Consider the following 24,804-nt stretch of genomic DNA (forward strand, 5'->3'; position numbering starts at 1 on the left):
CGTCCGTACCATCGACGGGTCCGCATCCACCCAGTCGAAGGGGCCCGCGATGAGGAACAGCCGGCCGACCCCGCCGAGAGACACCGCCGGCGAGGACTACACCGAGCGGCTGCGGCGACTGGGCGGCGCCCGCTGGAAGCGGCTGCTCGACGTGCAGGCGCCCTACCGGTGGAACCTGCGCCGGCTGCGGTTGGGGCGCACCCTCGACGTCGGCTCCGGTCTCGGCCGTAACCTGGCCAACCTGGACGGCAACGGCGTCGGGGTCGACCACAACCGCACCTCGGTGGAGCACACCCGGGCCGCCGGCTTCGAGGCGTACACCGTGGAGGAGTTTCCCCACAGCCCGCACGCACGCCCCGGCGCGTTCGACTCGTTGCTCGCGGCGCACCTGCTGGAGCACCTGCCCGCCGACCAGGCACGGGAGGTCGTCGCCTCCTACCTGCCGTACGTGCGCTCCGGCGGCACCGCCGTGTTCATCACCCCGCAGGAACGCGGGTACGCCAGCGACGCCTCGCATGTCCGCTTCGTCGGCTTCGCCGAGGCGGCGCAAACCTGCCGGGAGCTGGGCCTGACCGTCACCCGGCAGTTCTCGTTCCCGTTCCCCCGGTCTCTGGGGCGGCTTTTCACCTACAACGAGTTCGTCACCGTGGCCCGCGTGCCCTGATCCCGCTCCCCGGGTCGCCCGCGGCGCCCGCGCCGGCCCGGTTACGGTGGCCCCATGGCCAACCCGACCCGCTGGGCGACCGACACCGGTCCGGAGCACTCGCAGTGGTACATCGACCGGTTCCGGAAGCTCGCGGCCGAGGGCGCCGACCTCGCCGGCGAGGCCCGGCTGGTGGACGCCCTGGTCCCGCCCGGCTCGCGGATCCTCGACGCCGGCAGCGGCACCGGCCGGGTCGGTGCCGCGTTGGCCCAGCGTGGGCACACCGTGGTCGGGGTCGACGCCGACCCGGCGTTGGTGGCCGCCGCCAGCGCCGACCATCCCGGCCCGCGCTGGCTGGTCGCCGACCTGGCCGAGCTGGACCTGCCCGCAGCCGGTGAGACCGAACCGTTCGACGCCGCGGTGCTGGCCGGCAACGTGCTCGCCTTCGTCGCCGCCGGCACCGAGCCGGAGGTGCTGCGCCGAGTCGCCGGGCACCTGCGTCCCGACGGTGTGCTGGCGGTGGGCTTCGGCACAGACCGCGGTTACCCGCTGACCGCGTTCGACGCCGACGCCGTCGCCGCCGGGCTACGCCTGGAGCACCGCTTCGCCACCTGGGACCTGCGCCCGTGGCGCGACGACGCGGACTTCGCGGTCACCATCCTGCGTCGCCTGGCCGCCTGAGACCCGACCCGGCGGCCGCCCTCAGGCGGGGGCGGCGACGGCCCGCGCGGCGGCCGGGTCCAGGGTCGCACCGGCCGGCACCAGGCTGACCAGGCCGGCTGGCAGCCGCTGTGGGCGCACGTCGCGGTAGCCGAGCATCGCGAGCACGTCGCGGTCGGCCACCACGTACCGCCGGCCCAGGTCGGTGATCACGGAGATCGCACCGCCGGACGCGCCGGGCGCCGCGGCGGCCTCGACCACCGCGCCGCGACCCGGCTCCACCATCACATGGTCGGCCAGCACGGCGCCGCCGGCCGGCGGCGTGCGCGGCACGGCGGCCAGGTCCGGCAGCCGTACGCCCCACCGCACCTCGCCGGCGCCGCCGTCGTCGCCGACCCGGGCACAGAGCGCCCCGTCGTCGCCGGCCGCGAGCCGGGGCGGGACCGGCGGCGGGGCGGTCGGACCACTGGGGGTCAGGTCGGGCACCGTGGGCAGCGCGGCGAAGCGGCCCAGCGTCATCGCCTCCGGCTCACCCTGACCGGTGCTGGCCAGCAACAGCCCGGCCTGCAACTCGGTGATCCCGGCCAGCCCCTCGTCGAGCGCCACCGCGTACTGCCGGCCACCGCCGGAGTTGCGCACCAGGTAGACCTGCCCGATCGTGGCGCCCGGCACCCGCGTGGCGGGCCGGCCCAGGCCGGGCAGGGCGAGCGGGGCCAGGTCGACGCCCGCGGGCAGCGAGTTGAGCAGGGCGGGTGCCACCGGCACCGCCCGGGCCCGGGTGGTGGCCAGCGCCGCCAGCACCCGACTGGGATCGCGGATCAGGTAGCGCCGCTGATGCCAGACCAGGTGCAGCCCGCCGTCGGGGTCACGCAGCAGCAGCGCGTCGTCGCCCAGCGGCCGGCCGCCGCCGGGCGCGGCGCCGATCAGCAACGCGGATCGGGGTACGTCGTCGGCCGGGACCGTGGAGCAGACCGTCCACGCCGCGGTGGCCAGCCGGCTCGGGGCGGGCAGTGAGTCCGGCGCGTCGGCGATGCCCAGCGGCAGGCCGCGCGGCACCCCGTCGATCGAGCGCCGGGAGACGAGCACGGTCTTCGACCGGTCCGCGCCCACGATCAGCAGCGCCGAGGCGTAGTTGAGCACCGGGTGCAGCTTCTGCTCGCGGTAGACGAACCGGGCGCCGGACTCCTTCTCCACGATCACCGCGCCCGCGTCGCGCCAACCGCTGCCCCCACCGGCGAACAGGCCGTAGAGCGCGGAGCCGCCCAGCCCGATCGCCGCGACCAGGACGCTCGCCAGGCCGGCGCCGGCCAACCGCCGAAACGGCGACTGGGCCGGGTCGGTCTCCCGCATCACCAGGGCGGCGACCGCCCGCTGGACGCTGAACTGGTAGGAGTGCAGCTGGTCCTGCCGCGACGGCATGAGGTCCCTTCCGGTGGATCGGCCGGCCACAGGATATGCGGTGCGTCGATGTCCCGTGGACCCTGCGTGGCGGCGAGGGTCCCGACCGGTACCATCCGGGGACGAATCCGGCGGCGAGAGGGCACCCGTGGGCGCGCGTTTCGAGGAGCTGGCCTGGCGGGAGACCCCGATCGGTGCGATCAGCCTGCGCCGGCGCCGGGACCCGGCACTCCAGGTCGAGGTGTACGAGGTCAAGCTCGACGACGAGTTCCTGATGTCCAGCCTCTTTCCGGTCGCGGAGATCGAGCTGGCCCGGTTGGGCCTGGCCGGACTGACCGGTGACACGCTCGACGTGGTGGTCGGCGGGCTCGGGCTGGGCTACACCGCCTGCGCCGCGCTGGACGACCCGAGGGTGCGGTCGCTGCTCGTGGTGGAGGCGATCGAGGACGTGATCGACTGGCACCGCCGAGGGCTGCTGCCGTTCGCGGCGGGGCTCGCCGAGGACCCGCGTACCCGGTTCGTGCGGGCCGACTTCTTCGCGGCGGTGGCCGGCGACGTCGGTTTCGACGCCGAGGTGCCCGGGCGGCGGTTCGACGCCGTCCTGCTCGACGTCGACCACTCACCGCGCAACGTCCTGCACCCCAGTCACGCCGCCTTCTACGCGCCGGCCGGGCTGCGCCGGCTGGCCGCCCTGCTCCGCCCGGACGGGATCTTCGCGCTCTGGTCGGACGATCCGCCGGACACCGGGTTCACCGCGGCGCTCACCGAGGTGTTCGCGACCGCGGAGGCACATGTCGTGCCGTTCGCCAACCCGCTGACCGGTGGTCAGTCCGCCAACACCGTCTACGTCGCCCGCACCGCGAGCTGAATCGCCGCGCGTCTCGCACGCGACCTGCGCCGGGTGCGGCTCCTCGCGCCGTTCGGGCATGGTGTCCGCCGGAGCGGGAAGGTGGGCCCGGGGTCGCCGCTCGGTGCGCGGCCGGTGACGGGAGGTCGAGATGCGTGCCTTGCTCTGGGTCGTCGGCGTGGTCGCCGGTGTGCTGATCCTGCTCGGGCTGCTCCTCGAGGCGGTCCGCTGGCTCATCATCATCGGGTTGATCGCGCTGGTGGTGGTGATCGTGCTGGGCGTGGTCAAGGGACGGCAGGCGATGAGCCACCACGGGCGACGGTGAGGCCGGGCGGGAACGGCCCGCTCAGAACCAGTCCGCGCGCATCTCCAGCGTGGTCCGGTCCCGGCTGTCCAGCAGGTCGAGTTGCGGGCCGGTGCGCGGCAACTCGACGGTGAAGAAGTAGCGGGCGGCCTGCCGCTTGCCGGCGTGGAACGCCTCTGCCGACCCCTGCGGCGGCAGGGCCAGCACCTGCTCCAGCCACATCCACGCGATGACGACGTGCCCGACCGCCTCCAGGTAGACGCTGGCGTTCGCCAGCGCGAGGACCGGGTCACCGTCGGCCCAGAGTCGCCGGGTGACGGTCACGACCCGGTCCACCGCGTCCGCCAGCCGGTCGGCCAGCTCGCCGGCCTCGCCGCCGGCCTGACGTGCCCGGGTGACGGTGCCGCGGATCGTGTCGGTCAGCAGGAGCAGGCCCGCGCCGTCGTGCATGGTCATCTTGCGGCCCAGCAGGTCCAGCGCCTGGATGCCGTGGGTGCCCTCGTGGATCGGGTTGAGCCGGTTGTCCCGGTAGTGCTGCTCCACGTCGTGGTCGCGGGTGTAGCCGGCCCCGCCGAGCACCTGGATCGCCAGGTCGTTGGCGGCCAGGCACCACTGCGACGGCCAGCTCTTGGTGATCGGCGTGAGCACGTCCAGCAGCAGGTGTGCCCGCTCGCGGTCGGCCTCCGCCGGCGCGGTCTTCTCCTCGTCGAGCAGCCGCGCGCAGTAGAGCACCAGGGCCAGAGCCCCCTCCACGTAGCTCTTCTGCGCCAGCAGCATCCGCCGTACGTCGGGGTGGTCGATGATCGGCACCTGCGGCGAACCGGGGTCCTTGGCGCCGACCGGCCGGCCCTGCGGCCGCTCCCGCGCGTACGCCAGGCTCTTGAGGTAGCCGGTGTAACCCAGTGCGGTGGCGCCGGCCCCCACCCCGATCCGGGCCTCGTTCATCATGTGGAACATCTGGGCCAGCCCCTGGTGCGGCGGGCCGACCAGGTGACCCACCGCGCCAGGCTGGCCGCCCGGGGTGTGCCCGCCGTCGCCGAAGCTGAGCAGCGTGTTGGTGGTGCCCCGGAAGCCCATCTTGTGGTTGAGCCCGACCAGCACCACGTCGTTGCGGTCGCCGAGCGACCCGTCCGGCCCGACCAGCACCTTGGGCACGATGAACAACGAGATGCCCTTCACCCCGGGCGGGCCGCCGGGGATCCGCGCCAGCACCAGGTGGACGATGTTCTCCGCCAGCTCGTGGTCGCCACCGGAGATCCACATTTTGGTGCCGAAGAGGCGGTACGTGCCGTCGGGCTGCGCCTCGGCGCGGGTGGTGATGTCGGCCAGCGAACTGCCCGCGTGCGGCTCGGACAGGCACATGGTGCCGAAGAACCTGCCCTCCAGCATGGGCCGCACGTAGGTGTCGACCTGCTCGGCGCTGCCGTGCGCCAGGAGCAGGTTGGCGTTGCCCAGGGTGAGGAACGGGTACGCCGAGGTAGCGACGTTGGCGGCCTGGAACCAGGTGAAGCAGGCCGCCGCGACGACGTGCGGAAGCTGCAGGCCACCGACCGATGCGTCCAGCCCGGCGGTGAGCAGGCCGGTCTCGGCGAAGCTCTCCAGCGCCGCGCGAACCTGCGGGATGAGCCGCACCCGCTGGCCGTCGAAGGTGGGCTCGGCGAGGTCGGTGGCCCGGTTGTGCGGGGCGAACTGCTCGGTGGCCACCTGCTCGGCGAGGTCCAGCGCGTCGTCGAAGGTCTCCCGGGAGTGCTCGGCGTAGCGGGGACGCTCGACGAGCCGGGACACCTGCAACCAGTCGTGCAGCAGGAAGTCCAGGTCGCGGCGGGAGAGCAGGGTGGACGGCACGGCACTCCTCATCGGGCACGGGGGCGGGTCGGTCCGGGGCGCCGGCCCGCCGCCGCCCCGGCCCATCCTGGCGGATCCGCCGGGTGCGCACCACCGGTGACCTGTCACACCGGCCGACTAGGGTCGCGGACCGTGACCGAACCCGGAGACGTCCCGCCCGAGGTCCTCGACCGGCTGCGGCCGATCTGCCTCGGGCTGCCGGAGAGCTACGAGGAGCCGGCCTGGGTGGGCACCCGCTGGCGCATCCGCAAGCGGACCTTCGCCCACGTGCTCACCGTCGACCCCGACCGTCAGGTGGCCCACGCGCGGGCCGCCGAGCTCGACCAGCCGGCCTGCCTGCTGATCTTCCGGTCGCCGCCCGACGAGATCGCCGGGCTCGTGGCCAGCGGGCGCCCCTTCTACAAGCCGCAATGGGGTCCGACCGTGCTGGGCATGGTCGTTGGCGACGACACCGGGTGGGACGAGGTCGCCGAGCTGCTCACGGAGAGCTACTGCCTGCTCGCCCCGAAACGGCTCGCCGCCCTGGTCGACCAGCCCGGCCCGCCGCCCGCCTGAACGGCCGGACGGCCGGGCCCGGTCGGCGGTTTCGGCCGACGCGGCCCGGGGATACCGCGCGGCGGGTGGCCGAGGCCGTCGGCCGCCCGGTGGAGACCGGGACGCCGTCGGGCGGGTGAGGAGCGCAGCGATGTCCACGCTGCCCACCGAGGAGGACCCGCGGCTGAGCCCGGCGCTCGCCGAGGACCGGGTGTGCACGGGCGTGACGACCCTGCGGGGTCGGGTGTTCCTGAGCTACCCGTCGGCGGACCGGCCGGGCGTGCAGGTGACCGAGGCGCTGCCGGACGGTCGCCGCAACCCGTACCCGGATGCCGCGTGGAATCGGGCAGGCCAGGGGCCGGACGGCGCGTTCGTCCAGGTCAACGGATTACGGGCCGGGCCGGACGGCCGGCTGTGGATCATCGATGCGGGCGCGCCGACGATCGGTGCCCGGCAGGTGCCGGGCGGGGCTCGACTCATCGTGGTCGACCCGGACGGCGACCGGGTGCACCGCGTCTATCACCTCGACGCGGCGGTGCACCCCGACAGCTACGTCGATGATGTCCGGTTCCACGACGGCATCGGTTACCTCACCGACGCCGGGGCGCCCGGCCTGATCGTGCTCGACCTCGACTCCGGGCAGGCCCGGCGGGTCCTGGACGGCCATCCGAGCACGGTGGGCGAGCGCCTGGTCGCCGACGGCCGGCCGCTGCGCGACCCGGACGGCGGCGAGGTGCGGTTGCACGCCGACCAGCTGGAGGTGTCACCGGACGGGCGGTGGCTGTACTACCAACCGGCGTCCGGCGGCATGTCCCGGGTCGGCACCCGGTGGTTGGACGACCCGACGGTGTCCGCCGACGAGCTGGCCCGCCGAATCGAACGGTGGTGCGACACGCCCAGCACCGGCGGTACGGCGATCGACGCCACCGGCACCATCTACCTCAGCGACGTGGAGCGACGGCGCGTCCTCGCCCTGGCACCGGACGGCGGCATCCGCACCCTCATCGCCGATCCGCGACTGGTCTGGGTGGACGCCATGTGGATCGACGCCGACTCCCGGCTCTGGCTGCCGGCGGCCCAGTTGCACCTGACCGCCGGCCTGAACGGCGGTCAGGCGGCCGTCGACTACCCCGTCCGGATCTACCGGATGCCGGTCGAAGCCGGGCCGTCGACACTGGACCACCAGTGACCGGCTACCAGTGGACGCGGACGCGTCGTCCCGCGGTCGCCCGGGCGCACGGTCCGACGATATTCTGCGTCGCATGCATCGGAGCCGCGTGTACGCGCTGCTGATCGACGCACCCGCGGCGGAGGCCGCGCGGGCGGCGCGCTTCTGGTCGGCGGCGCTGGGCGTCAGCACCCGGTCCGATCCGGCGGAACCACAGTTCATCGACCTGCACGAGGCGCTGCCCGGGCTGGTCACCGCGGTCCAGGCAGTCGACGACGCTCCGCGCTTTCACCTCGACATCGAGACCGACGACGTGGCGGCCGAGACCGCACGGCTGATCGACCTGGGCGCGACCGAGGTGTCGCAGTGGTTGGAGTGCCGGATTCTGCGGGCACCCGGGGGGCACCTGCTCTGCGTGCTCCCGGTGGCGAGCCCACCGGCGGTCTTCGCCGCCCAGGCCCGAGTCTGGCCCTGATCCGCCGGGGTGTCGCAGGCCGGCGCTAGGGTCCCGGCCATGGTTGATTTCGTACTGGTGGCCGGGGCGTGGCTGGGCTCGTGGGCGTGGGACGACGTGCTGCCGCCACTGCGCGCGGCCGGGCACGGCACCCACCCGCTGACCCTCTCCGGCCTCGCCGAGAAGCGGGGCGTGCCGGCCGGGCAGCAGACCCACGTGCAGGACATCGTCGGTGAGATCGAGCGGCGCGACCTGCGCGACGTGGTGCTGGTCGGGCACAGCTACTCGGGCATCACGGTGGGTCAGGCCGCCGAGCGGATCGGCGACCGGCTGACCCGGGTGGTCTTCGTCGACTCGGAGGTGCCGGTCGACGGTGGCTCGTTCGCGTCCGGCTGGTGGCAGGGCCCGGCGGCACTGGAGGCGTTGATCGCCGACAACGGCGGCTACTGGCCGCCGCTCGGCCCGTCCGACTTCGACGGTCAGGGTCTCACCGACGAGCAGGTCGCCCGGCTGGTCGAGGGCTCGACCCCGCACCCCGGTGCCACGGTGACCGAGCCGGCCGTGCTGACCCGCCCGCTCGGCGAGCTGCCGGCCACGTACATCAAGTGCCTGCTCGACGGTCCCGAGCCCAACGACACCGTGGCGAAGCTGCTGACCAGCGAGCACTGGCGACTGGCCACGATGGACACCGGCCACTGGCCGATGATCTCCCAGCCCGCCGAACTCGCCGGGCTGCTGCTGGCGGAGGCAACCTGACCCGCGCGACGGGTGGGCTGAGGTCAGGTCTCCGGGTCGTCGAGGGTCCTGATGTGGCGTACCGGCGACGCGAGCAGCCAGAGCACGGCGAGCACGCCACCGAGACCAGCGACGACGAGCGTCGGTCGTACCCCGATGGTGGTGCCCAACGCGCCGCCGACCAGCGCGCCCAGCGGCCGGATGCCGTAGTTGACGGCGCTGTACGCACCGGCTCGACGGCCCCGCGCCTCGTCGGGGGTGACCGCCGTGATGAGGGCGTTCAGGTTGACGTCCATCAGCATCACCCCGACGCTGGAGACCAGCTCGATGGCGGCCAGCATGCCGACCTTCGCCCAGGTCGGGCCGCTCACCAGCGCGGCCAGCGCCAGCGGCGCGGGAAAGAGGACCACGCCGATCATCGCGGTGCGGCCCAGCCCGATGGCGCGGGAGACCCGGGGCGCCAGCGCCGCACCCGCCAGCCCGCCGACCGCACCAGCGCCGAACGCGATGCCGATGGCACCGGCCGACAGGCCGAGGTCTCGGCTGGCGTAGAGCACCAGCAACGCGGTGGAGATGAAGGTGAAGAAGTTGACGGTGCTGGTGCAGCCGAGCGCGGCCCGTAGCACCGGGTGGCGCAGCACCAGCACGAGACCGTCGCGGACGAGGCCCAGGGTGGACGACTGTCGCGGCGGCGGAGGCGTCTCGGTCACCGGAATGCGGCCGATCAGCAGCGCGGAGCCGAGGAACGACACCGCGTCGACGACGACGGCGACCGGCGCGGTCAGCGCCTGGACCAGTCCACCGCCGACGGCCGGGCCGGCCACGAACGAGACGGCGCGGCTCATGCTCAGCTTGCTGGTCGCGTCGACGTACGCCGAGCGCGGCACCAGCGCGACGAAGAACGCCTGGTGCGCCATGGCGAACAGCACCGCCCCGGCGCCGGTGAGCAGCGCCACCAGGTAGAGCTGGGTGAGGGTGACCGCGCCGAGGAGGTAGGCCACCGGCAGGCTGAGCAGCACCGCCGCCCGGACCAGGTCGGCGATGATGAGGAGTCGGCGCTTGTGGGTGCGCTGGTCCACCCACGCGCCCAGGAACAGGCCCAGCAGGTTGGGTAGCCAGATCAGCGCCGTGAGGACGCTGACCTGCGCCGGCGTCGCGGCGAGCAGGGAGACGGCGATCAGCGGCAGGGCCAGTTCGCTGATCCGGTCACCGAACTGGGAGATCGTCTGGCCGATCCAGAACGTGCGGAACCGGCTGTCGCGGTGCAGGGCCGGCGGGGGCGCGCTGGTGACGGTGGTCATGACGCGGAGGGCTCGTCGCCGGGCTCGGGCAGCAGGTAGCGCAGCATCCGGACGAGCTGCGCGCCGGCCGGTGACGACTCGTCGTCCTTGCGCCGCACGTACGGCGCGAGCAACTCCTCGATCGCGGTCTCCAGTTGCCGCAGCTCGTCGGCGGTGGCCACGAACCGGGTGTCGGCCACCCCGGCCAGCCCACGCCACTCGGCGTCCAGCCGGGGCTCGTCGTTCAGCAGCCACTGCTGCGGCGCCTCGGCGGTCCGCGCGAACATCTCGCCCCGCAGCTGGCGCGCGGCGGCCTGCCCCTCGGCGTCCTCGGGAAGCGTGAAGCGGAAACCCCGGGCAGCCGCCTGCCACCAGCGTTCCCGCCTGCTGGTGGCGCCCTCCCAGTCGGCGACCAGGCCGAACGTCGCGAGGTGCCGCAGGTGCCAGCTGACCACCGATGGTGTGGCGCCGACGTGTGGCGAGAGCCCGGTGGCGGTGGCCGGGCCGTGCCGCTGCAGGCGGTCGAGGATGGCCAGCCGGACCGGGTGCGCCAGCGCCCGCAGAGCCTGCGGCTCGGTGATCTCGAAATCCCCGTACGGGTTCTTGAGAGACATGTCTCGAAAGTAGTCTCTCAGATTCCGTAGGGCAACCCCCGAACCGCGCCGGGCGCCCCGGTCAGCTCACTCCCAAGCGCGCCAGCGGCTCCACCAGCTCGCGCTCCTCGTAGCTGAGGTGGGACAGCAGGGCGTCGCTCAGCAGATCCACCGCGGCGCGCAGCTCGGCCATCCCGTCCGGCGCCCCGACGTACGCGACCAGGGCCCGGTCGACGCCCTCCAGCACGTCGTGGATGGCGTGGTGTTCCTGCTCCAGCCGGTCGACGACCGGGTTGAGGCGCGGGTCGCGCTCGCGCAGCCGCGGGAAGAGCGACTGGTCCTCGATCGTGTGGTGGGTGGTGACGATGCGGCAGTAGGACTCGCAGTAGACGCCGAGCGTCCAGCGGTTCTGCCGCATGGTCATCGTGTTGATGTGGGACCGCGCCGCGCCGGCGTCGATCTCACCGGTGGCCACCTGCTCGATCAGGTCGTGGATCTGGGCCAGCTCAGCGCGCAGGGCGTCGTGCACCTGCACCAGGTGCTGACCGGTGGCCTGCTCGTGCGGCGTGTAGGTGCGCGTCGGGTCGGGCGCGGGGCCGGTCGGCCGGGTCGACTCGTCCCAGACCTGGCGGTTGCTGCGCCGCCGGCCGTCATCGGGGGTCGGCACCACGGCGAACGCCCCGCCGGTCACACTCGGGCGTGCCGCCGGAGCCGGCGCGGCGACAACCGGCGCCGACTCGGTAACCGGCGTACGGTCCTGCGCGGTGCCGCCGTCGCGCTCGGCGGCGACCAGCTCGCGGACGGCGGGGGCCACCTCGCCGGCGAACCGGCGCAGGTCGTCGGGGTCGTCGCTGGCGAGGATGAAGACGCTGACGCCCGCACCCAACGCGAGCTCGGCCAACTCCCGGGCCCACTGCTCGGCTGGCCCGTGCAGCGGGCCGCGTCCCACCGAGGCGAACTTGCCCGAGATGTTGAGCAGGCGACGGACGTCGCCGGGCGAGCGGCCGGCCTGTCGCGCGGCGTCGTCGATGATCCCGTTGCCCTTTTCCAGGTCGCCGGGCTGGAGGTAGCCCAGTGAGGGCAGCCAGCCGTCGGCCCGGCGACCGGTGAGTTCGAGCATCCGCGGCTTGTACGCGCCGAGCCAGATCGGCACCGCGTGCGCGGGGGCGGGGCCACGCTTGGCGCCGACCACCCGGTGGAACTCGCCGTCGACACGCACGCCGCCGCGCGTCTCGGCGTCCCAGACCTGGCGGATGACGTCGATGGCCTCCTCCAGCGCCCGTACGCCCTGCCCGGGGGTCAGCCGCCGGCCACCCATGGCCTCGATGGCGTCCCAGAACGCCCCGGCGCCGAGGCCCAGCTCGACCCGGCCGCCGCTGAGCAGGTCCAGGCTGGCCACGCTGCGGGCGAGCACCGCCGGCGGACGCAGCGGCAGGTTCGTGACGTTCGCCGAGAGGTGCACCCGCGTGGTCCGCGCGGCGACGTAGCTCAGCAGCGTCCAGGTGTCGAGGAACTTCGGCTGGTAGGGGTGGTCCTGGAAGGTGACCAGGTCCAGGCCGACCTGCTCGGCCAGGACGGCGAGGCCGACGGTGTGTTCCGGATCGTCACTGCCGGGGGTGGTGAACGATCCGAAGACCAGGTCGTGGCCGTAGTCGCTCATCTGCAAGCCTCCCGTGTCGCGCGACGCCTCGGACGATGCATCATGACCTAAACCTTATGCCATACAGAACATCTTCCGCCAACAAGGTCTGCACTACTGCGCTATTGTCAAGACATGACGGGTGCCAGCGACGCGCGCAACCGGCCCGATCCCCTCGACGAGGATCTCGGCTGGATGCTCGGCATCGTCTTCCGTGGCTACGTCCGGGCTGCCGAGCACGCGCTCGCCGACTTTCCCGGTGGCCCCCGCGGCTACCAGGTGCTCACCGCCGCGGTCAACGGGCCGACCCGCAACCAGGGTGCGATCGCCGAGGAACTCGGCATGGACCGCACGGTGCTCACCTACGTCATCGACGACCTGGAACGACCCGGGTTGGTCGCCCGTCGGGCAGACCCGGCCGACCGGCGGAGCCGACTGGTCGACGTCACCGACACCGGCCGTGCCGCGTGGGAGCAGCGACGGCGGTCGCTGCGGCAGGTCGAGTCACACCTGCTGGGTGCGCTCTCGCCGGCCGAGTCGACGACGCTGCGGGCCCTGCTTCAGCGGGTCGCCTGCTCCGCCCAGGCCGTCGACCCCCTGCGGGATCTCTGCGAGGTGGTCGCGCAGGTCCGGCCCGACCCGACCCCACCCGGTCCATCGCCGAGCGCGTCGGCGGCGTCCGCACCCGCGGGGCGGACGCCGACCGCCCGCACCCGCCGTCGCGGTTGATCTGCCAGCGGCCTGGTCAGGCGGCCGCCCGCTGCGACAGTGGACGACGGCGCAGCGCCGGATCGGTGAGCACCGTCGGTGACCAGGCTCCATCAGGCTGGTAGAGGTTCGTTCCGGGCGCGACGATCTCGTCGATCCGGTCGAGCACCGCGTCGTCGAGGGTGAGCGCCGCACCCGCCAGCAGCCCGTCGAGCTGCTCCATGGTGCGCGGGCCGATGATGGCCGACGTGACGCCCGGGTGCGCAACCGTGAACGCCACTGCCAGCTCGGGCAGGGTGCAGCCGATCTCCTCGGCGAGGGCGACGAGCTGGTCGACGGCGGCGTACTTGGCGGCGTTGCCCGGCAGCGCGGGGTCGAAACGGGCCGGGGTGAGGGCGGGTCGACCGGCGCTCAGATCGACCGGTCGGCCGGCCCGGTACCGGCCGGAGAGGAACCCGGAGGCGAGCGGGCTCCAGACCAGCACCCCCATGCCGAGACGCTGGCAGACCGGCAGCACCGACGTCTCGATCCCCCGGGCCATGATCGAGTACGGCGGCTGCTCGGTGCGGAACCGACCCAGCGCCCGCCGGTCGGCCACGTGGTACGCCTGCACGATCTCGTCGGCGGGGAACGTCGAGCAGCCGAAGGCGCGGATCTTGCCGGCCCGCACCAGGTCGGTGAGCGCGCCCAGCGTCTCCTCGATGTCGGTGGTGTGGTCCGGCCGGTGCACCTGGTAGAGGTCGATCCAGTCGGTGCCCAGCCGGCGCAGGCTCTCCTCGACCTCCCGGACGATCCAGCGCCGGGAGTTGCCGCCGCGGTTGGGGCCCTCGCCCATCGGGAAGTGGACCTTGGTGGCCAGCACCACGTCGTCCCGCCTGCCGCGCAGCGCCTTCCCGACGATCACCTCGGACTCCCCAGCCGAGTACATGTCGGCCGTGTCGACCATGTTGATCCCGGCGTCCAGGGCGGCGTGCACGATGCGGACGCAGTCGTCGTGGTCGGGGTTGCCCACCGCGCCGAACATCATGGTGCCCAGACAGTGGACGCTGACCTGGATGCCGGTGCCGCCAAGGACGCGGTAGCGCATGGGTGCCCTCCGAGGGGTGCTCTTCGCCGCACGGACCGGGGCGGCGTGGCCGGTGCGGCGAACCTAGGCATTCGAGCGCACTCGAGGTCAAGCGGGCACAGGTCGGGCCGGCGGGCCCGGCTCTGCGCTGGCCTGGAATCCGGTACGGCGACCCGGTCCCGTGTCCCTGGGTTAGCCTCGGACCGAGGCGCCCGCCCCACCGGCGCCCGATCCCCGAACGCACCCCCTCCCCACTCCGGCCTGCGTTTTCTCCCCCAGCACAGCTTCCCGTGCGAGACCGACGGCGCCCTGATCCGGTGCCGCCGCCCGCGGGTCGGCATCGGGAACCACGGCATGCTCGGGGGGCGTGGATGGCAGATCGAACGCGGGACGCACCGTGGCGATCCACGGACTTCCGGCTCCTGATCGCCGGTCAGACGGTCACCCAGCTCGGCACCGACGTCACCGCGATCGCCTTCCCGCTGATCGCCGTGCTCCTCCTGGACGCCACCGCGTGGCAGCTCGGCGCCCTGGTGGCCGTGCAGAACGGCGCCTTCTTGCTGGTCGGTGTGCCGGCCGGCGTCTGGCTGGACCGTCGGCGGCTGCGGCCGGTGCTGATCGCCACCGACCTGGTCCGGGCCGCGGCGCTGCTCACCGTCACGGTCGCCGCCGCGGTGTCGCAGCTCAGCCTGCCGCTGCTGATGACGGCGGCCGGGGTGCTGGCCGTGATGCGGGTGCTCTTCGACATCGGCCACCAGTCGTACCTGCCCACCCTGCTGGACCGGCGCGACCTGCTGCGCGGCAACTCGGCGGTGGAGCTGGTCCGCTCGTCCGGGCAGGTCACCGCGCCCAGCATCGGCGGGTGGCTCACCCAGCTGGTGGGCGCGACCAACACACTGCTGGTCGACGCGGCGAGCTTCCTGGTCAGCGCCGTCTGCCTGGCGCGGATCCGGACGACCGAGCGCGGCCCGACCCGGGTCGGGCGGGCCGGGATGGTGCGGGAGGCCCGCGACGGGCTCCGTTTCGTGCTGGCCAACCCGGTCCTGCGGGCGATCGCCGCGACCAGCGCCGTGTCCAACCTGCTGTTCACTGCCGCGACCGCGCTGATCGTGCTGTTCCTGATCGACACCGTCGGCCTGCGCCCCGGCACCGCCGGAATGCTGCTGTCCGCCGCCCCCGTCGCGGCCCTGCTCGGCGCCGCCGTGGCGGCCCGACTCGCGCGGCGCGTCGGCTCGGCCCGGATCATCTGGCTGGCGCTGGCCGTGACCGGCCCGTTCAACCTGCTCATCCCGCTGACCGGACCGGGCTGGCGCACCGGCTTCTTCGTCGCCGGCATGGTCGGCGGCGGTGTCGGCCAGGTCGTCTACGGCATCACCCAGGTCAGCTACCGGCAAGCGATCGTGCCGAGCGAGTTCCTGTGCCGGGTCAACGCCAGCATGCGGTTCCTGGTCATGGGCGCGCTCCCGCTCGGGGGCCTGCTCGGCGGGGCCCTCGGTGGCGCGCTCGGCGTACGCGCCACCCTGCTCCTCGTCGGCGCCGGGCTGACCCTGGCGCCACTGCCGCTGCTGCTGTCCCCGTTGCGCCGGGCCCGCGACCTCGCCGACCTGACACCGGCGCTGGAGACCGGCACCCGCCGGACGCGGCGCGGGTCCACCGCCACCGTCCGGCCGTAGGAGGCCGGGCCGGGTCGGCGGACCCGCGCCGGTGCGCCGGGTCAGCGCACGTGCACGAACACCGGGTTCGAGTAGAACCACAGGTCGTCCCACGGGCTCTCCAGCCCGTCGGCGAGCGGCTCGGCCTCGTCCGTGCTGGTGCCCCGGACCCGCGCGTAGGTGTCGGCCTCGACGTTGCGCAGCGTGTGCCGGATGACGTGGTCCTCGCCCTGCCGGCGCCAGTCCCGCGGGCCGAACCGCGCCACCACCTTGGTGGTGGGGTTGGTGTCGGCATCCGGGTTGGTGCTCGGACCGGTGATCTGGCCGACGATCAGGTCGACCCGGCGGACCTCGGGGCGGTCACCGTTGGCGTTCGCGCCGTTCAGCGGACGGAACCTGATCTCGATCTCGACGTCGGTGCGGCCGCGGCGGCTGACCGTGATGGTCTCACCCACCTCGGCGGTCCGGCCCTGGGAGCTGGCGGTGACGTCGAGGCTGCGGACCAGGTCACCGGTGGTGACCCAGATCCGGCCGTTGCGCAGGCCGTCCATGATGTCGCCGTAGTCCTGGCGGGCGTGCACGTAGGTCTTGCTGTACTCGCCCGGCCAGAAGTCCGAGCCGCCACGCGTCCAGTGCACGTGCGAGTCCGACGTCGCCGTGATCCACCAGCGGCGTCCCTCACCGAGCAGCGAGTCCCAGAGCCCACCGACCCGCGCCGTCATCTGGTCGAAGCCGCCGTACGTGGGGTGGTTGCCGTACCCGCCACGCTTGCCGCCGTTGAGCGGACCCGCCTGGTGACCGGGCGCGCCCTCGAAGCCGATGTAGACGTCCGGAGCGGCGTTGTTGCCGTTACGGAACTCCCGTGGCGTGTCCTGGCCGTAGACGCCCAGGCCGGGCGCCGAGCGGGACGTGTGGTGGGCGATCACCAGCGGCTTGAGCGGCATCCCCCGGGCGACCTTGAGGAACTCCACCATCTTGGCCTCGGTGTCCCGCGCCGGGTCGGTGGGGAACGCGTCGTACTTGGCGAACCGACTCTCCAGCTCGAAGAGCTGCTTCGCCTCGTCGTCGTGGCGGGGGATCATCAGCGTGTGGTGGTCCAGCGCCGGCGTGTCGAACTCCATGCCCCAGAACTGGAGCACCTCGGGGACCAGCTTGCGCGAGCGCAGCAGATCGGGGTACGCCTGCTCGATGTTGACCTTCGAGTGGGTCGGTCCACCGTGGTCGGTGCACATCGCCCAGCTCAGGCCGAAGTTCTTCGCCATGATGGCGTTGGTGACGATCGGGTAGACCGCGTCGGCGCCCTTGTGGAACACCACCGGGGACTTGGTGGTGTCGAAGTCGCCGCTGTACTCGGAGTGGATGTGGTGGTCACCCGCACGCCACGCCCGGTTCTTCGAGCCGCCCCGGTCGCTCGTGTCGTCGCCGGGCCTGCGCTCCTCGTCGGCCCACGCCGCGCCGCCGCCCACCAGCGGGCTGGCCGCGGCGAGCGTCGCGCCGACGCCCGCGTACTTGACCAGCTTGCGCCGCGACAGCAGCGCGCGCTCGGTCTCTTCGGGTTGCTTGTCTCCCACGTGTGAGCCTCTCCTCGATCAAGCGAATGCTCTTTCGATCGAGAAGCCTCAAAGAAGCCCGTGAACGGTCGCTGTACGGGGCGCGGGCGCACGATGAACACCCGCTCCGGACTGCCGAGCGGCCCGGCCGGCGAGCGGCAGGATCAGCTCGCCGCAGGCCGGGCGGCGGTCACCGGAGCGGTGGGCAGCGCCGCGAGCAGCAGGCCAGCCAGGACGGCGGCGGTCCCGGTGCGGATGCCCTCCTGCCTGGTGTGGACCGCCGAGCAATCCTTGTCGGGCGCGGGGCACGGGGCACTAGGTGCGGGCGCGGGGCAGCCAGCCCAGGAATCGGTTCCGGACCCGGGGCAGCGGCAGGGTCGGCAGGTCCTGGGCCGCGGCGACGAGGCAGGAGCCGAGGTACACGGCGAGGGCGGCGCACGCACCGCCGAACTCGGCGAGGAGTTGGCTCTGCTTGGTGGCGCAGGGCCAGTCGCGGCCGCAGCCGGTGCAGGTCCAACTCGGTGGGTTGGGCAGGTGCTCGGGCAACCTCGTCCGGTGGTACCGGCCCACGACGCTGTTGTCCGCGCGCACGTCGCGTCGCCGCGGCACGGGGCGTCCGTTGCGGCGCCCGGGGGGCAGGGCGGTGGGCAGGTACCGGCGGACGGTGCCGAGGAGCACGCCGACGCGGATCAGCGCGTCCGGACCCACGTGGTGGGCCAGCAGCGCCGTCATCAGGTAGTGCCCCAGCAGGTCGAACGAGTCCCGGTTCAGGCGCAGGTCACGGCAGAGGTCGACGAAGTCGGGCGTGGTCAGTGGAACCCGGTCGTCGAGCGCGCGGCGCAGCACCTCGCGCAGCGCGACCTCGAGATTCGCCAGTGTCTCGCCCCCACCAAGCCCACCGCTGTCCCGGTCGGCCGCCCGCGCCAGCGCCTCGGCCACGGCCAGTCGGACGACGTGCTCAGGATCGGAACCGTCCAATGGTCACCCCCATTCGATGGCCGGTCTCCCGGCGGCGACCCCGGCCGCCCTGCGACGCCCGAGGAATAGTGAACAAGATTCCGCCGGTGCAACCTGCATGGCTAGCACAGTTAACGCAGGAACCCCCGAGGGGTGGTCAAAAAGCGAAGTCGACGAACCGACACACCGAAGTGGAAGGACAGACCGACGACCAGCGCCATCGTGTGGTGGAATTCCCATGAATAGTTATTGTGTTTGTGGGAATTGCCGACACTCAGCTCATACCCGACTATGCCGCAACCGGTCGCCGCCGTCCCGCTCGCGACGCTCCACTCTCTCTCCGACAACCGGTCAAACGAGTGCTGCCGGCCCGGTCCACCACCCGGCCGCGCCTTCCCCAGACGGAGACAGCGGATGACCTCACCAGTGCAGACCCGGGGGTTCGAGAGCCGAGATCCGGCGGCCATCCACCACTTCCTGGCCCGGACGTACGAAACGGACGTGCGCATCCGCGGCGGGGACGGCGGCTACCGACTCGCCCACCAGCGCGTCGACGCCGGATCGTTCGCTATCGCGGCCATCGGCCAGACCGGGCACCTCGACGTCGGCGTCGGCGGTATCGACGCTCTGGTCATCTGCCGCAACCGCACCGCCCAGCTCGAACGCGCCGCCGATGGCTCGGTCCACCGGTTCGGCCCCGGCGACGTCTTCCTCACCACCAGGCCCAACCGACCGTTCGAGGTGTCCTGGCAACCCGGCGGGGTGGAACTCTGCGTACTCGACCTGGCGGTGCTGGCGCAGGTCGCCACCGCCGCACCGGCTCGCCGACCCGGTCAGATCCGGTTCACCGACCTCGGTCCCGCCACTGCCGCTCTCGCCCGGCAGTGGCGGAACACCACCCGCTACGTCAGCGACGTCGTGCTGACCAACCCGATCAGCAGCGCCCAACCGCTGGTCATCGGCAACGCCGCGCGGATGCTCGCCGCGGCGGCTCTCACGGTCTTTCCCAACACGGCGGTCACCGAACCGACCGTTCAGGACCGGCGCGACGCCGGCACCGCCACGTTGCGTCGGGCGATCACCTTCATGGACGAGCACGCCGACCAGGACATCAGCGCGACCGACATCGCCAACGCCGCCGCCGTGTCCCTGCGGGCGGTGCAACTCGCCTTCCGCCGTCATCTCGGCACGACCCCGATGGCGTACCTGCGCCGGATCCGGCTCGATCGGGCCCACCACGACCTGGTGCGGGCCGACCCTCGCCGGGACACCGTGTCGGCGATCGCCAGTCGGTGGGGATTCGCCAACCACAGCCGGTTCACCGCCCGCTACCACGCCAGCTACGGGGTGCCGCCCCGCGAGACGCTCAACGCCTGACCGTGGGTCGCCTCCGGTCGGCGCACTCGGCGCTTGTGGCAGGGCGGAGGCCCGGCGAGAATCGGCGGCGGGAGGCCGAATGAGACGTTCGCTCCGGGTCCTGCCGCTGGCCGCCGTGCTGGCTCTGTCGGCCTGCACCGACCCGGCCGAGCCGGCCGCCACCGCGCCGCCGGTCACCACACCGCCGCCCGTCACCACACCGCCGCCGGTGACCCGCTCCCCCGCCGCCTTCAACAAGGCGCTGCACGACGAGCTGGTCGCGATGTTGGCACGCGACCAGGCCGACCGCAACGGCACGCCGCAGACCGAGACCGACCAGGCGCGTACGGCCCGGCTGAAGGACATCATTCGTGCCCACGGCTGGCCGACGTTCGGCCTCGTCGGCCGGGACGGCGAGAACGCCGCCTGGGCGATCGCCCAGCACTCCGACTTCGATCCCGCCTTCCAGCAGCAGGCGATCGTCCTGCTGCGCGACGCCGTGGCGGCCGGCCAGGCCTCGCCGGGCAACCTCGCGTACCTGGAGGACCGGGTCGCGGTCGCGAAGGGCGAGCCCCAGGTGTACGGGACGCAGGTCGGCTGCGGGCCGGACGGTCCCGTTCCGGCGACTCCGATCAGGGACGAGTCGGGTGTCGAGCTGCGCAGAGCCCAGGCCGGTCTGCCGACGCTGGCCAGCTACCTGGCCGAGATGACCACGATCTGCGCGCAGGACGCCAACTAGGCAGCTCGCGGCGGCTGGCGGAGGCGCCGACGAGGGCTAGGCCCGGTCGCGCTCGTGGGCGTCGCGGGCGGTCTGCAGCTCCGGCACCGAGCTCTCCAGCAGGTCGGCGAGGCCGCGCAACTGCTCGGCGACCCGAGCGCCGAGGGGGGTCAGCGAATATTCGACGCGGGGCGGGATCGCCGTGAGGACCTCGCGGGTCAGCATGCCGTCGCGCTCGAGGGTCTGCAGGGTCTGGGAGAGCATCCGCTCGCTGACCCCGTCGATGCGCCGACGCAGCGCGTTGAACCGGTACCGCCCCTCGCCCAGCGCCAGCAGGGCCAGCGAGGCCCACTTCGAGGTGACGTCCTCGAAGGCCGCGCGGGAGGTGCACCCCCGCGCGAAGACATCGCTGACCAGTTCCTGGGTAGGCCCCGCCGGGTCCTGGGACGGCACGTCGCTCACCCCACCAGCCTACCGCACGGTTACGGGTTAGCATGTACTGTAGATTAGTAAGTGCCTACTGATTTGCCATCGTTGCACCGGAGGTCTCCATGCCCACCTATGCCGTCACCGGCGCCACCGGCCGCCTGGGCCGCCTGGTGATCGAGCAACTGCTCGACGCCGGCGTACCCGCCACCGAGATCGCCGCCATCGTCCGCACCCCGGAGAAGGCGGCCGACTTCGCCACACGCGGCGTCGAGGTCCGCAAGGCCACCTACGACGACCCCTCGACGCTGCCCGGCGCGGTGGCCGGCGTACGCCGCCTGCTGCTCATCTCCGGCGACACTCCCGGCCAGCGCGTGGCCCAGCACACCGCGGTCGTCGACGCGGCAAAGCTGGCCGGGGTCGAGCGCCTGATCTACACGAGCATCCTGCGCGCGGACACCACCACGAACCCCCTGGCGCCGGAGCACAAGGCGACCGAGCAGGTCATCGCCGCCTCGGGTCTGCCGTACACGATCCTGCGCAACAGCTGGTACACGGAGAACTACACCGACCAGCTGCCGCAGTACCTGCAGAGCGGCACGATCCGCGGTGCCACCGGCGGCAGCAAGATCTCGGCCGCCACCCGGGCCGACTACGCCGCCGCAGCCGTCGCGGCGCTGACCCGCGAGGAGGACGGCAACGCCGTCTACGAGCTGGGTGGGACGGCCTTCACCTTCGACGAGCTGGCCGCCGCCGTCACGGAGGTCACCGGCACCACGGTCGTCCACGAGGACCTGTCGGCCTCCGAGCTGGCCTCGGCCCTGGAGAACGTCGGGCTCGACGCGGGCACCGCCGGGTTCGTCGCCGCTCTCGACACCTCCATCGCCATCGGCGAGCTGGTGACCGACAGCGACGACCTCAGCCGGCTGATCGGCCGCCCGAGCACACCGCTGCGCGACGCCATCCGGGCCGCCCACGCCTGACCGGCTCCGTCCACGAACACGCCGGGCGGGCGACGGGTGCGTACCCGTCGCCCGCCCGCGCTCCGGCAGCCCCCACGGTCGACACCTGCCGGAGACACCCCGGTCCACTACTCCGTCTCGTCGTCGTCCTCGTCGGTCAGCTCGGCCAGGACGTCGGCCGCGTCCCGGTTGCCGCCGTCGGCGAGCCGTCGAAGCTCGGCGAGGTCCACCCGCTCGGCCGCCAGCTCGACCAGCTGATCGGTGGCGTCCCGGTCGCCCCGGTCGGACAGGCGCCGCAGCTCGTCCATGTCGCCACGCTCACTGGCCAGCTCGACGAGCTGAGCCGCCGCGTCGGCGTTGCCGGCCTCGGCGAGCTGACGCAGCTCGGCCAGGTCACCCCGCTCACCGGCCAGCTCGACGAGCTGGTCGACCGCGTCCCGGTCACCCTTCGCGGCCCGTTCCCGCAGGCTCGGAAGATCAGAGTCTGACACGGCCACACACCCCTCACGCACGGCAATTCGCCGTCATCGTCGGCCGTCGCGTACGGCCCGATGGACCAGATCACCCCCCGGGAGGGCTCACCACCGAAACCTAGACAACCGGCGCCACGTCGGGCAGGCGAACGCCCCAACAGCGTCGGCTGGTGGCGCACCCCGCGCCGTTGTCAGCGGGCAGCGTCCCGAGGCTCGGTGAGGAGCAACCCGGTCAGCAGGCTGCGCAGGGTCCGCTCGAAGAGATCCGCCCGGGGCGCGGGCGCGGAGGGCCGACTGAACGCCGAGACCAGGTGCGGGTACGCGGCCAGATCGGCGCCGGCGAGGCTGAACGACCCGGCGGCGGCCTCGCTCCGGGCGAAGAGGCTCACCACGCCGGTCATCATCGCGATCGCCTCGAACTTGACGGTGACGGCGCAGTCGACGGGCTCCAGGATCCGGATGCAGTTGTCGAACCAGGCCAGGCTCTCGGGGCCGATGCCGGACGTCCGGTGACTGAGATCGAGCAGCCACGGGTGGCTCCGGTGCAGCGCCAACTGCCGGCGGGCCAGCAGCAGCATGGCGTCCAGCCAGTCGCCCTCCGCCTGCGGGTAGGGCCGCAGCTCCCCCACGACCCGGTCGGCCATCAGGTCCAGGAGGTCGTCCCGTGAGGACAGGTACCGGTAGAGCGATCCGGCGCCGGTGCCGAGCGCGGTGGCGACGGCACGCATCGACACGGCGGCCAGTCCCTGGGCGTCGGCAAGCGCGACGGCCGCCGCCACGATGGCGTCGCGGCTGTGCGCGGGAGCGGGACCTCGGCTGCCGCGTTCGGGCCTGGTCCAGATGGGCTGCCGGTCGGTGTCACCACCACCGGACTTCCTGGGTGCGTCGCTCACCGATCTACTGTAAACTGCAAACGTCGTTCGCAGTTTATGTCGTCGCGGAAGGGCGGACCGATCATGGAGCGGATCACGGCACGGGACGGCGCCAGCATCGCGGTGCACTCCACGGGCAGCGGACCCGGCATCGTCGTGGTGCACGGCGGCGGGGTCACCATCGACGTCTACCGTCGGTTGGCCACGGCCCTCGCCGACCGGTTCACCGTGCACCTCTACAACCGGCGGGGGCGGGCCGACGCCCCACCCAGGTCGACGCCCTACACGCTCGACCAGGAGATCGACGACCTGGCCACGGTGCTGGAGCACACCGGCTCCGGCAACGTCATCGGCCACAGCTCCGGCGGCTTCATCGCGCTCCAAAGCGCGCTCCGGCTGCCAATCGAACGGCTCGCCCTCTATGACGCCGCGATCTCCGTCGACGGCGGCTGGCCGTCCGCGTGGCTGGAGCCCGCCCGCGAGGCGCTGCGTCGCGGCGACATCGCCCGGGGCCTCGCCGTCACCGCCGCCGGCATCAACCCGCAGATGGCGGCGGTGAGGCTCCCCCTCGGCGTGCGGGTCGCCATCATCCGCGCGTTCATGCGTACCCCGATCGGGCGCACGATGGGCGAGTTGCTGCCGATGACGCTGGATGAGACCGCTCTGATCCTGGCGCACGACGGCCCGGCCAGCCAGTGGGAGGCAGTGACCGCCGAGGTGCTCCTGGCCTGCGGCACCGACGGCCCGCCCTACTACGTCGACGCCAACGAGGCGTTGGCCCGCGCGTTGCCCCGAGCCAGGACGGTGACGATCCCCCGCAGCGGGCACGACGCCATCAACCGGGCGTACCCGAGGATGGTCGAGCCGCTCGTCGACTTCTTCACGGCCCCGGTGACGCCGGAGCGCGCGCCCCGCACCTGACGGGCCATCTGGCGCACGGTGCGCGGGGCCGGTCCCGATTATTGATCTTGGCTAGGCTGACGGACATGCCCGAACGCCCCGCGCAGCGCCATCACGACGGCCACCGGTGGGCCCGCCCAGCGGCTCCGGAACACACCACCGAGTCGGTCGGCTGGTGAGTGGAGCACCCGCACCTGCCCAGCGCAGTTTCGTGGACCTGCTCTCGTTCCTGAAGCGGAACGCCCCGGACCCGGTGACCCGCCGGATCTGCTGGCTGGCCATGCAGGACGAACGCCGGCACGTGGTGTTCGGCATGGCGCACCTGGAGCACCAGGCCACGGTGGACCCGCGGCTGCGCGACCGTCTGCGCGCCGCCATCCACCGCCGCCACGACGTGCTCATCGACACCGCCGGCCTCAACGCGGACGTCTTCGACGCGCTCGTCGTGCTCGCGGCGGGCGGCTGGCACCCCGATGACGTGTCCGCCGGCTTCGACCGGGTGCAGGAGCTGCAGCACGCGATGGACCAGGGTCGGCAGCGCCGGCTGGTACGGCTGGGCTTCCGAGCCGACGAGGCGGCCGCGCTCTCCGCTCTGCACACCCGCAACTTCATGTAGACCGGCGACACCTCGGCCCGCCGGGATGACCACGGTACCGTTGAACGGTCATGAACAGGGACGACAGCTCGATCCGCGCGGCACTGCTACGGCTACGCGACGAAACCGCGGCTCAGGCGACAGCCCTGGACGGCGATCTGCGGAGCCTCTTCGAGGCGTCCCGGTCGTCCAACGCCGATGACGAGCACGACCCCGAGGGCAGCACGATCGCGTTCGAGCGGGCACAGCTCACGGCCGTCCTGGACGCGGCACGCCGGCGCCTCGCCGAATTGGACGTCGCGTTGCAACGGGTCGATGCCGGCACGTACGGCGTGTGCGAGCGGTGCTCACGGCCGATTCCCGCTGAGCGGCTGGTCGCCCGCCCCTCCGCCCGTACGTGTGTGGCCTGCGCCGGCCGAAGGTGACACCGCGTCAGCCGCAGCAGCCACCGGCCGGACCGTCGCCGGGT

General features: G+C 72.9%; 27 protein-coding genes. 16 read left to right on the plus strand and 11 right to left on the minus strand.

Annotated features, from left to right (window positions below):
- The first annotated feature begins 49 nt into the window (after positions 1-49).
- Complete coding sequence (locus M8C17_RS17365) at positions 50-664, plus strand: methyltransferase domain-containing protein (protein WP_252417535.1); 615 nt, start codon at positions 50-52, stop codon at positions 662-664.
- A gap of 54 nt (positions 665-718) precedes the next feature.
- Positions 719-1,324, plus strand: coding sequence for a bifunctional 2-polyprenyl-6-hydroxyphenol methylase/3-demethylubiquinol 3-O-methyltransferase UbiG (locus M8C17_RS17370; RefSeq protein WP_252417536.1), 606 nt, complete (start codon positions 719-721; stop codon positions 1,322-1,324).
- 21 nt (positions 1,325-1,345) lie between these two features.
- Here M8C17_RS17370 and eccB read toward each other — a convergent pair whose 3' ends face one another.
- Positions 1,346-2,722 carry a type VII secretion protein EccB gene (gene eccB / locus M8C17_RS17375; RefSeq protein WP_252417537.1) on the minus strand — a complete coding sequence of 459 codons (1,377 nt, stop codon included), beginning with the start codon at positions 2,720-2,722 and terminating at the stop codon, positions 1,346-1,348.
- 127 nt (positions 2,723-2,849) lie between these two features.
- On the opposite strand from eccB, the gene M8C17_RS17380 reads away from it, so the two are divergent.
- Both M8C17_RS17380 and M8C17_RS17385 read left to right on the plus strand, forming a co-directional pair.
- A complete protein-coding gene (locus tag M8C17_RS17380; RefSeq protein WP_252417538.1) occupies positions 2,850-3,569 on the plus strand; it encodes a spermidine synthase in 720 nt (239 codons plus the stop codon).
- A gap of 130 nt (positions 3,570-3,699) precedes the next feature.
- Positions 3,700-3,873 carry a hypothetical protein gene (locus tag M8C17_RS17385; RefSeq protein ID WP_252417539.1) on the plus strand — a complete coding sequence of 58 codons (174 nt, stop codon included), beginning with the start codon at positions 3,700-3,702 and terminating at the stop codon, positions 3,871-3,873.
- A 21-nt stretch (positions 3,874-3,894) separates the two neighbouring features.
- Here M8C17_RS17385 and M8C17_RS17390 read toward each other — a convergent pair whose 3' ends face one another.
- Positions 3,895-5,697 carry an acyl-CoA dehydrogenase gene (locus M8C17_RS17390; protein WP_252417540.1) on the minus strand — a complete coding sequence of 601 codons (1,803 nt, stop codon included), beginning with the start codon at positions 5,695-5,697 and terminating at the stop codon, positions 3,895-3,897.
- A gap of 132 nt (positions 5,698-5,829) precedes the next feature.
- Here M8C17_RS17390 and M8C17_RS17395 point away from each other — a divergent pair, with 132 nt between their 5' ends.
- The 4 genes from M8C17_RS17395 to M8C17_RS17410 all read left to right on the plus strand — a co-directional run bounded on the left by M8C17_RS17395 (position 5,830) and on the right by M8C17_RS17410 (position 8,609).
- A complete protein-coding gene (locus M8C17_RS17395; protein ID WP_252417541.1) occupies positions 5,830-6,252 on the plus strand; it encodes an MmcQ/YjbR family DNA-binding protein in 423 nt (140 codons plus the stop codon).
- Positions 6,253-6,382: 130 nt separating this feature from the next.
- Positions 6,383-7,420, plus strand: coding sequence for a major royal jelly family protein (locus tag M8C17_RS17400; protein ID WP_252417542.1), 1,038 nt, complete (start codon positions 6,383-6,385; stop codon positions 7,418-7,420).
- Positions 7,421-7,493: 73 nt separating this feature from the next.
- A complete protein-coding gene (locus tag M8C17_RS17405; RefSeq protein WP_252417543.1) occupies positions 7,494-7,874 on the plus strand; it encodes a VOC family protein in 381 nt (126 codons plus the stop codon).
- Between the two features lie 39 nt (positions 7,875-7,913).
- A complete protein-coding gene (locus tag M8C17_RS17410) occupies positions 7,914-8,609 on the plus strand; it encodes an alpha/beta fold hydrolase (protein WP_252417544.1) in 696 nt (231 codons plus the stop codon).
- Positions 8,610-8,632: 23 nt separating this feature from the next.
- Here M8C17_RS17410 and M8C17_RS17415 read toward each other — a convergent pair whose 3' ends face one another.
- The 3 genes from M8C17_RS17415 to M8C17_RS17425 all read right to left on the minus strand — a co-directional run bounded on the left by M8C17_RS17415 (position 8,633) and on the right by M8C17_RS17425 (position 12,121).
- The gene (locus tag M8C17_RS17415; protein WP_252417545.1) at positions 8,633-9,889 is read right to left on the minus strand and encodes an MFS transporter; all 1,257 of its coding nucleotides are present in this window, start codon (positions 9,887-9,889) and stop codon (positions 8,633-8,635) included.
- A complete protein-coding gene (locus M8C17_RS17420) occupies positions 9,886-10,482 on the minus strand; it encodes a helix-turn-helix transcriptional regulator (protein ID WP_252417546.1) in 597 nt (198 codons plus the stop codon). The genes M8C17_RS17415 and M8C17_RS17420 overlap by 4 nt, the downstream gene beginning before the upstream one ends.
- A 61-nt stretch (positions 10,483-10,543) precedes the next feature.
- On the minus strand, positions 10,544-12,121 hold the full coding sequence (locus M8C17_RS17425; RefSeq protein WP_252417547.1) for an LLM class flavin-dependent oxidoreductase: 1,578 nt from the start codon (positions 12,119-12,121) through the stop codon (positions 10,544-10,546).
- Positions 12,122-12,235: 114 nt separating this feature from the next.
- Here M8C17_RS17425 and M8C17_RS17430 point away from each other — a divergent pair, with 114 nt between their 5' ends.
- Positions 12,236-12,829 (plus strand): MarR family winged helix-turn-helix transcriptional regulator, encoded by a 594-nt coding sequence (locus M8C17_RS17430; protein ID WP_252417548.1) that lies wholly within the window; start codon positions 12,236-12,238, stop codon positions 12,827-12,829.
- A 16-nt stretch (positions 12,830-12,845) separates the two neighbouring features.
- On the opposite strand, the gene M8C17_RS17435 is transcribed toward M8C17_RS17430, so the two are convergent.
- A complete protein-coding gene (locus tag M8C17_RS17435) occupies positions 12,846-13,895 on the minus strand; it encodes an aldo/keto reductase (protein WP_252417549.1) in 1,050 nt (349 codons plus the stop codon).
- Positions 13,896-14,245: 350 nt separating this feature from the next.
- On the opposite strand from M8C17_RS17435, the gene M8C17_RS17440 reads away from it, so the two are divergent.
- Positions 14,246-15,547 carry an MFS transporter gene (locus M8C17_RS17440; RefSeq protein ID WP_252417550.1) on the plus strand — a complete coding sequence of 434 codons (1,302 nt, stop codon included), beginning with the start codon at positions 14,246-14,248 and terminating at the stop codon, positions 15,545-15,547.
- A 41-nt stretch (positions 15,548-15,588) separates the two neighbouring features.
- Here the strand turns inward: M8C17_RS17440 and M8C17_RS17445 are convergent, their stop codons facing one another.
- Together M8C17_RS17445 and M8C17_RS17450 are read right to left on the minus strand one after the other, a co-directional pair.
- Complete coding sequence (locus tag M8C17_RS17445; protein ID WP_252417551.1) at positions 15,589-17,097, minus strand: phosphoesterase; 1,509 nt, start codon at positions 17,095-17,097, stop codon at positions 15,589-15,591.
- Between the two features lie 294 nt (positions 17,098-17,391).
- Positions 17,392-18,054, minus strand: coding sequence for a hypothetical protein (locus M8C17_RS17450; protein WP_252417552.1), 663 nt, complete (start codon positions 18,052-18,054; stop codon positions 17,392-17,394).
- A gap of 393 nt (positions 18,055-18,447) precedes the next feature.
- Between M8C17_RS17450 and M8C17_RS17455 the strand changes: the two genes are divergently transcribed.
- Positions 18,448-19,410 carry a helix-turn-helix transcriptional regulator gene (locus M8C17_RS17455; protein ID WP_252417553.1) on the plus strand — a complete coding sequence of 321 codons (963 nt, stop codon included), beginning with the start codon at positions 18,448-18,450 and terminating at the stop codon, positions 19,408-19,410.
- 79 nt (positions 19,411-19,489) lie between these two features.
- Positions 19,490-20,128 carry a DUF6624 domain-containing protein gene (locus M8C17_RS17460; RefSeq protein ID WP_252417554.1) on the plus strand — a complete coding sequence of 213 codons (639 nt, stop codon included), beginning with the start codon at positions 19,490-19,492 and terminating at the stop codon, positions 20,126-20,128.
- A 36-nt stretch (positions 20,129-20,164) separates the two neighbouring features.
- Here M8C17_RS17460 and M8C17_RS17465 read toward each other — a convergent pair whose 3' ends face one another.
- On the minus strand, positions 20,165-20,569 hold the full coding sequence (locus tag M8C17_RS17465; RefSeq protein WP_252417555.1) for a helix-turn-helix domain-containing protein: 405 nt from the start codon (positions 20,567-20,569) through the stop codon (positions 20,165-20,167).
- Between the two features lie 89 nt (positions 20,570-20,658).
- Between M8C17_RS17465 and M8C17_RS17470 the strand changes: the two genes are divergently transcribed.
- Positions 20,659-21,516, plus strand: coding sequence for an SDR family oxidoreductase (locus M8C17_RS17470; RefSeq protein WP_252417556.1), 858 nt, complete (start codon positions 20,659-20,661; stop codon positions 21,514-21,516).
- Positions 21,517-21,623: 107 nt separating this feature from the next.
- On the opposite strand, the gene M8C17_RS17475 is transcribed toward M8C17_RS17470, so the two are convergent.
- Positions 21,624-21,986, minus strand: coding sequence for a hypothetical protein (locus tag M8C17_RS17475; RefSeq protein ID WP_252417557.1), 363 nt, complete (start codon positions 21,984-21,986; stop codon positions 21,624-21,626).
- A gap of 173 nt (positions 21,987-22,159) precedes the next feature.
- A complete protein-coding gene (locus M8C17_RS17480; protein WP_252417558.1) occupies positions 22,160-22,861 on the minus strand; it encodes a TetR/AcrR family transcriptional regulator in 702 nt (233 codons plus the stop codon).
- 63 nt (positions 22,862-22,924) lie between these two features.
- Here M8C17_RS17480 and M8C17_RS17485 point away from each other — a divergent pair, with 63 nt between their 5' ends.
- The 3 genes from M8C17_RS17485 (at position 22,925) to M8C17_RS17495 (ending at position 24,760) form a co-directional block, all read left to right on the plus strand.
- A complete protein-coding gene (locus M8C17_RS17485; protein WP_252417559.1) occupies positions 22,925-23,761 on the plus strand; it encodes an alpha/beta fold hydrolase in 837 nt (278 codons plus the stop codon).
- Positions 23,762-23,915: 154 nt separating this feature from the next.
- Positions 23,916-24,356, plus strand: coding sequence for a hypothetical protein (locus tag M8C17_RS17490; protein ID WP_252417560.1), 441 nt, complete (start codon positions 23,916-23,918; stop codon positions 24,354-24,356).
- 50 nt (positions 24,357-24,406) lie between these two features.
- Positions 24,407-24,760, plus strand: a complete 354-nt coding sequence (locus M8C17_RS17495; RefSeq protein WP_252417561.1) for a TraR/DksA C4-type zinc finger protein — start codon at positions 24,407-24,409, stop codon at positions 24,758-24,760.
- Positions 24,761-24,804 lie beyond the last annotated feature (44 nt).

The organism is Micromonospora sp. RHAY321 (assembly GCF_023896955.1).
Taxonomy (GTDB): Bacteria; Actinomycetota; Actinomycetes; order Mycobacteriales; family Micromonosporaceae; genus Micromonospora.

Coding starts and splice junctions, on each gene's coding strand:
- M8C17_RS17435 (WP_252417549.1), bottom strand. CDS start 13,895: ATGCGCTACCGCGTCCTTGGCGGCACCGGCATCCAGGTCAGCGTCCAC.
- M8C17_RS17370 (WP_252417536.1), top strand. CDS start 719: ATGGCCAACCCGACCCGCTGGGCGACCGACACCGGTCCGGAGCACTCG.
- M8C17_RS17365 (WP_252417535.1), top strand. CDS start 50: ATGAGGAACAGCCGGCCGACCCCGCCGAGAGACACCGCCGGCGAGGAC.
- M8C17_RS17430 (WP_252417548.1), top strand. CDS start 12,236: ATGACGGGTGCCAGCGACGCGCGCAACCGGCCCGATCCCCTCGACGAG.
- M8C17_RS17495 (WP_252417561.1), top strand. CDS start 24,407: ATGAACAGGGACGACAGCTCGATCCGCGCGGCACTGCTACGGCTACGC.
- M8C17_RS17455 (WP_252417553.1), top strand. CDS start 18,448: ATGACCTCACCAGTGCAGACCCGGGGGTTCGAGAGCCGAGATCCGGCG.
- M8C17_RS17405 (WP_252417543.1), top strand. CDS start 7,494: ATGCATCGGAGCCGCGTGTACGCGCTGCTGATCGACGCACCCGCGGCG.
- M8C17_RS17385 (WP_252417539.1), top strand. CDS start 3,700: ATGCGTGCCTTGCTCTGGGTCGTCGGCGTGGTCGCCGGTGTGCTGATC.
- M8C17_RS17420 (WP_252417546.1), bottom strand. CDS start 10,482: ATGTCTCTCAAGAACCCGTACGGGGATTTCGAGATCACCGAGCCGCAG.
- M8C17_RS17470 (WP_252417556.1), top strand. CDS start 20,659: ATGCCCACCTATGCCGTCACCGGCGCCACCGGCCGCCTGGGCCGCCTG.
- M8C17_RS17410 (WP_252417544.1), top strand. CDS start 7,914: ATGGTTGATTTCGTACTGGTGGCCGGGGCGTGGCTGGGCTCGTGGGCG.
- M8C17_RS17425 (WP_252417547.1), bottom strand. CDS start 12,121: ATGAGCGACTACGGCCACGACCTGGTCTTCGGATCGTTCACCACCCCC.
- M8C17_RS17460 (WP_252417554.1), top strand. CDS start 19,490: ATGAGACGTTCGCTCCGGGTCCTGCCGCTGGCCGCCGTGCTGGCTCTG.
- M8C17_RS17415 (WP_252417545.1), bottom strand. CDS start 9,889: ATGACCACCGTCACCAGCGCGCCCCCGCCGGCCCTGCACCGCGACAGC.
- M8C17_RS17440 (WP_252417550.1), top strand. CDS start 14,246: ATGGCAGATCGAACGCGGGACGCACCGTGGCGATCCACGGACTTCCGG.
- M8C17_RS17400 (WP_252417542.1), top strand. CDS start 6,383: ATGTCCACGCTGCCCACCGAGGAGGACCCGCGGCTGAGCCCGGCGCTC.
- eccB (WP_252417537.1), bottom strand. CDS start 2,722: ATGCCGTCGCGGCAGGACCAGCTGCACTCCTACCAGTTCAGCGTCCAG.
- M8C17_RS17485 (WP_252417559.1), top strand. CDS start 22,925: ATGGAGCGGATCACGGCACGGGACGGCGCCAGCATCGCGGTGCACTCC.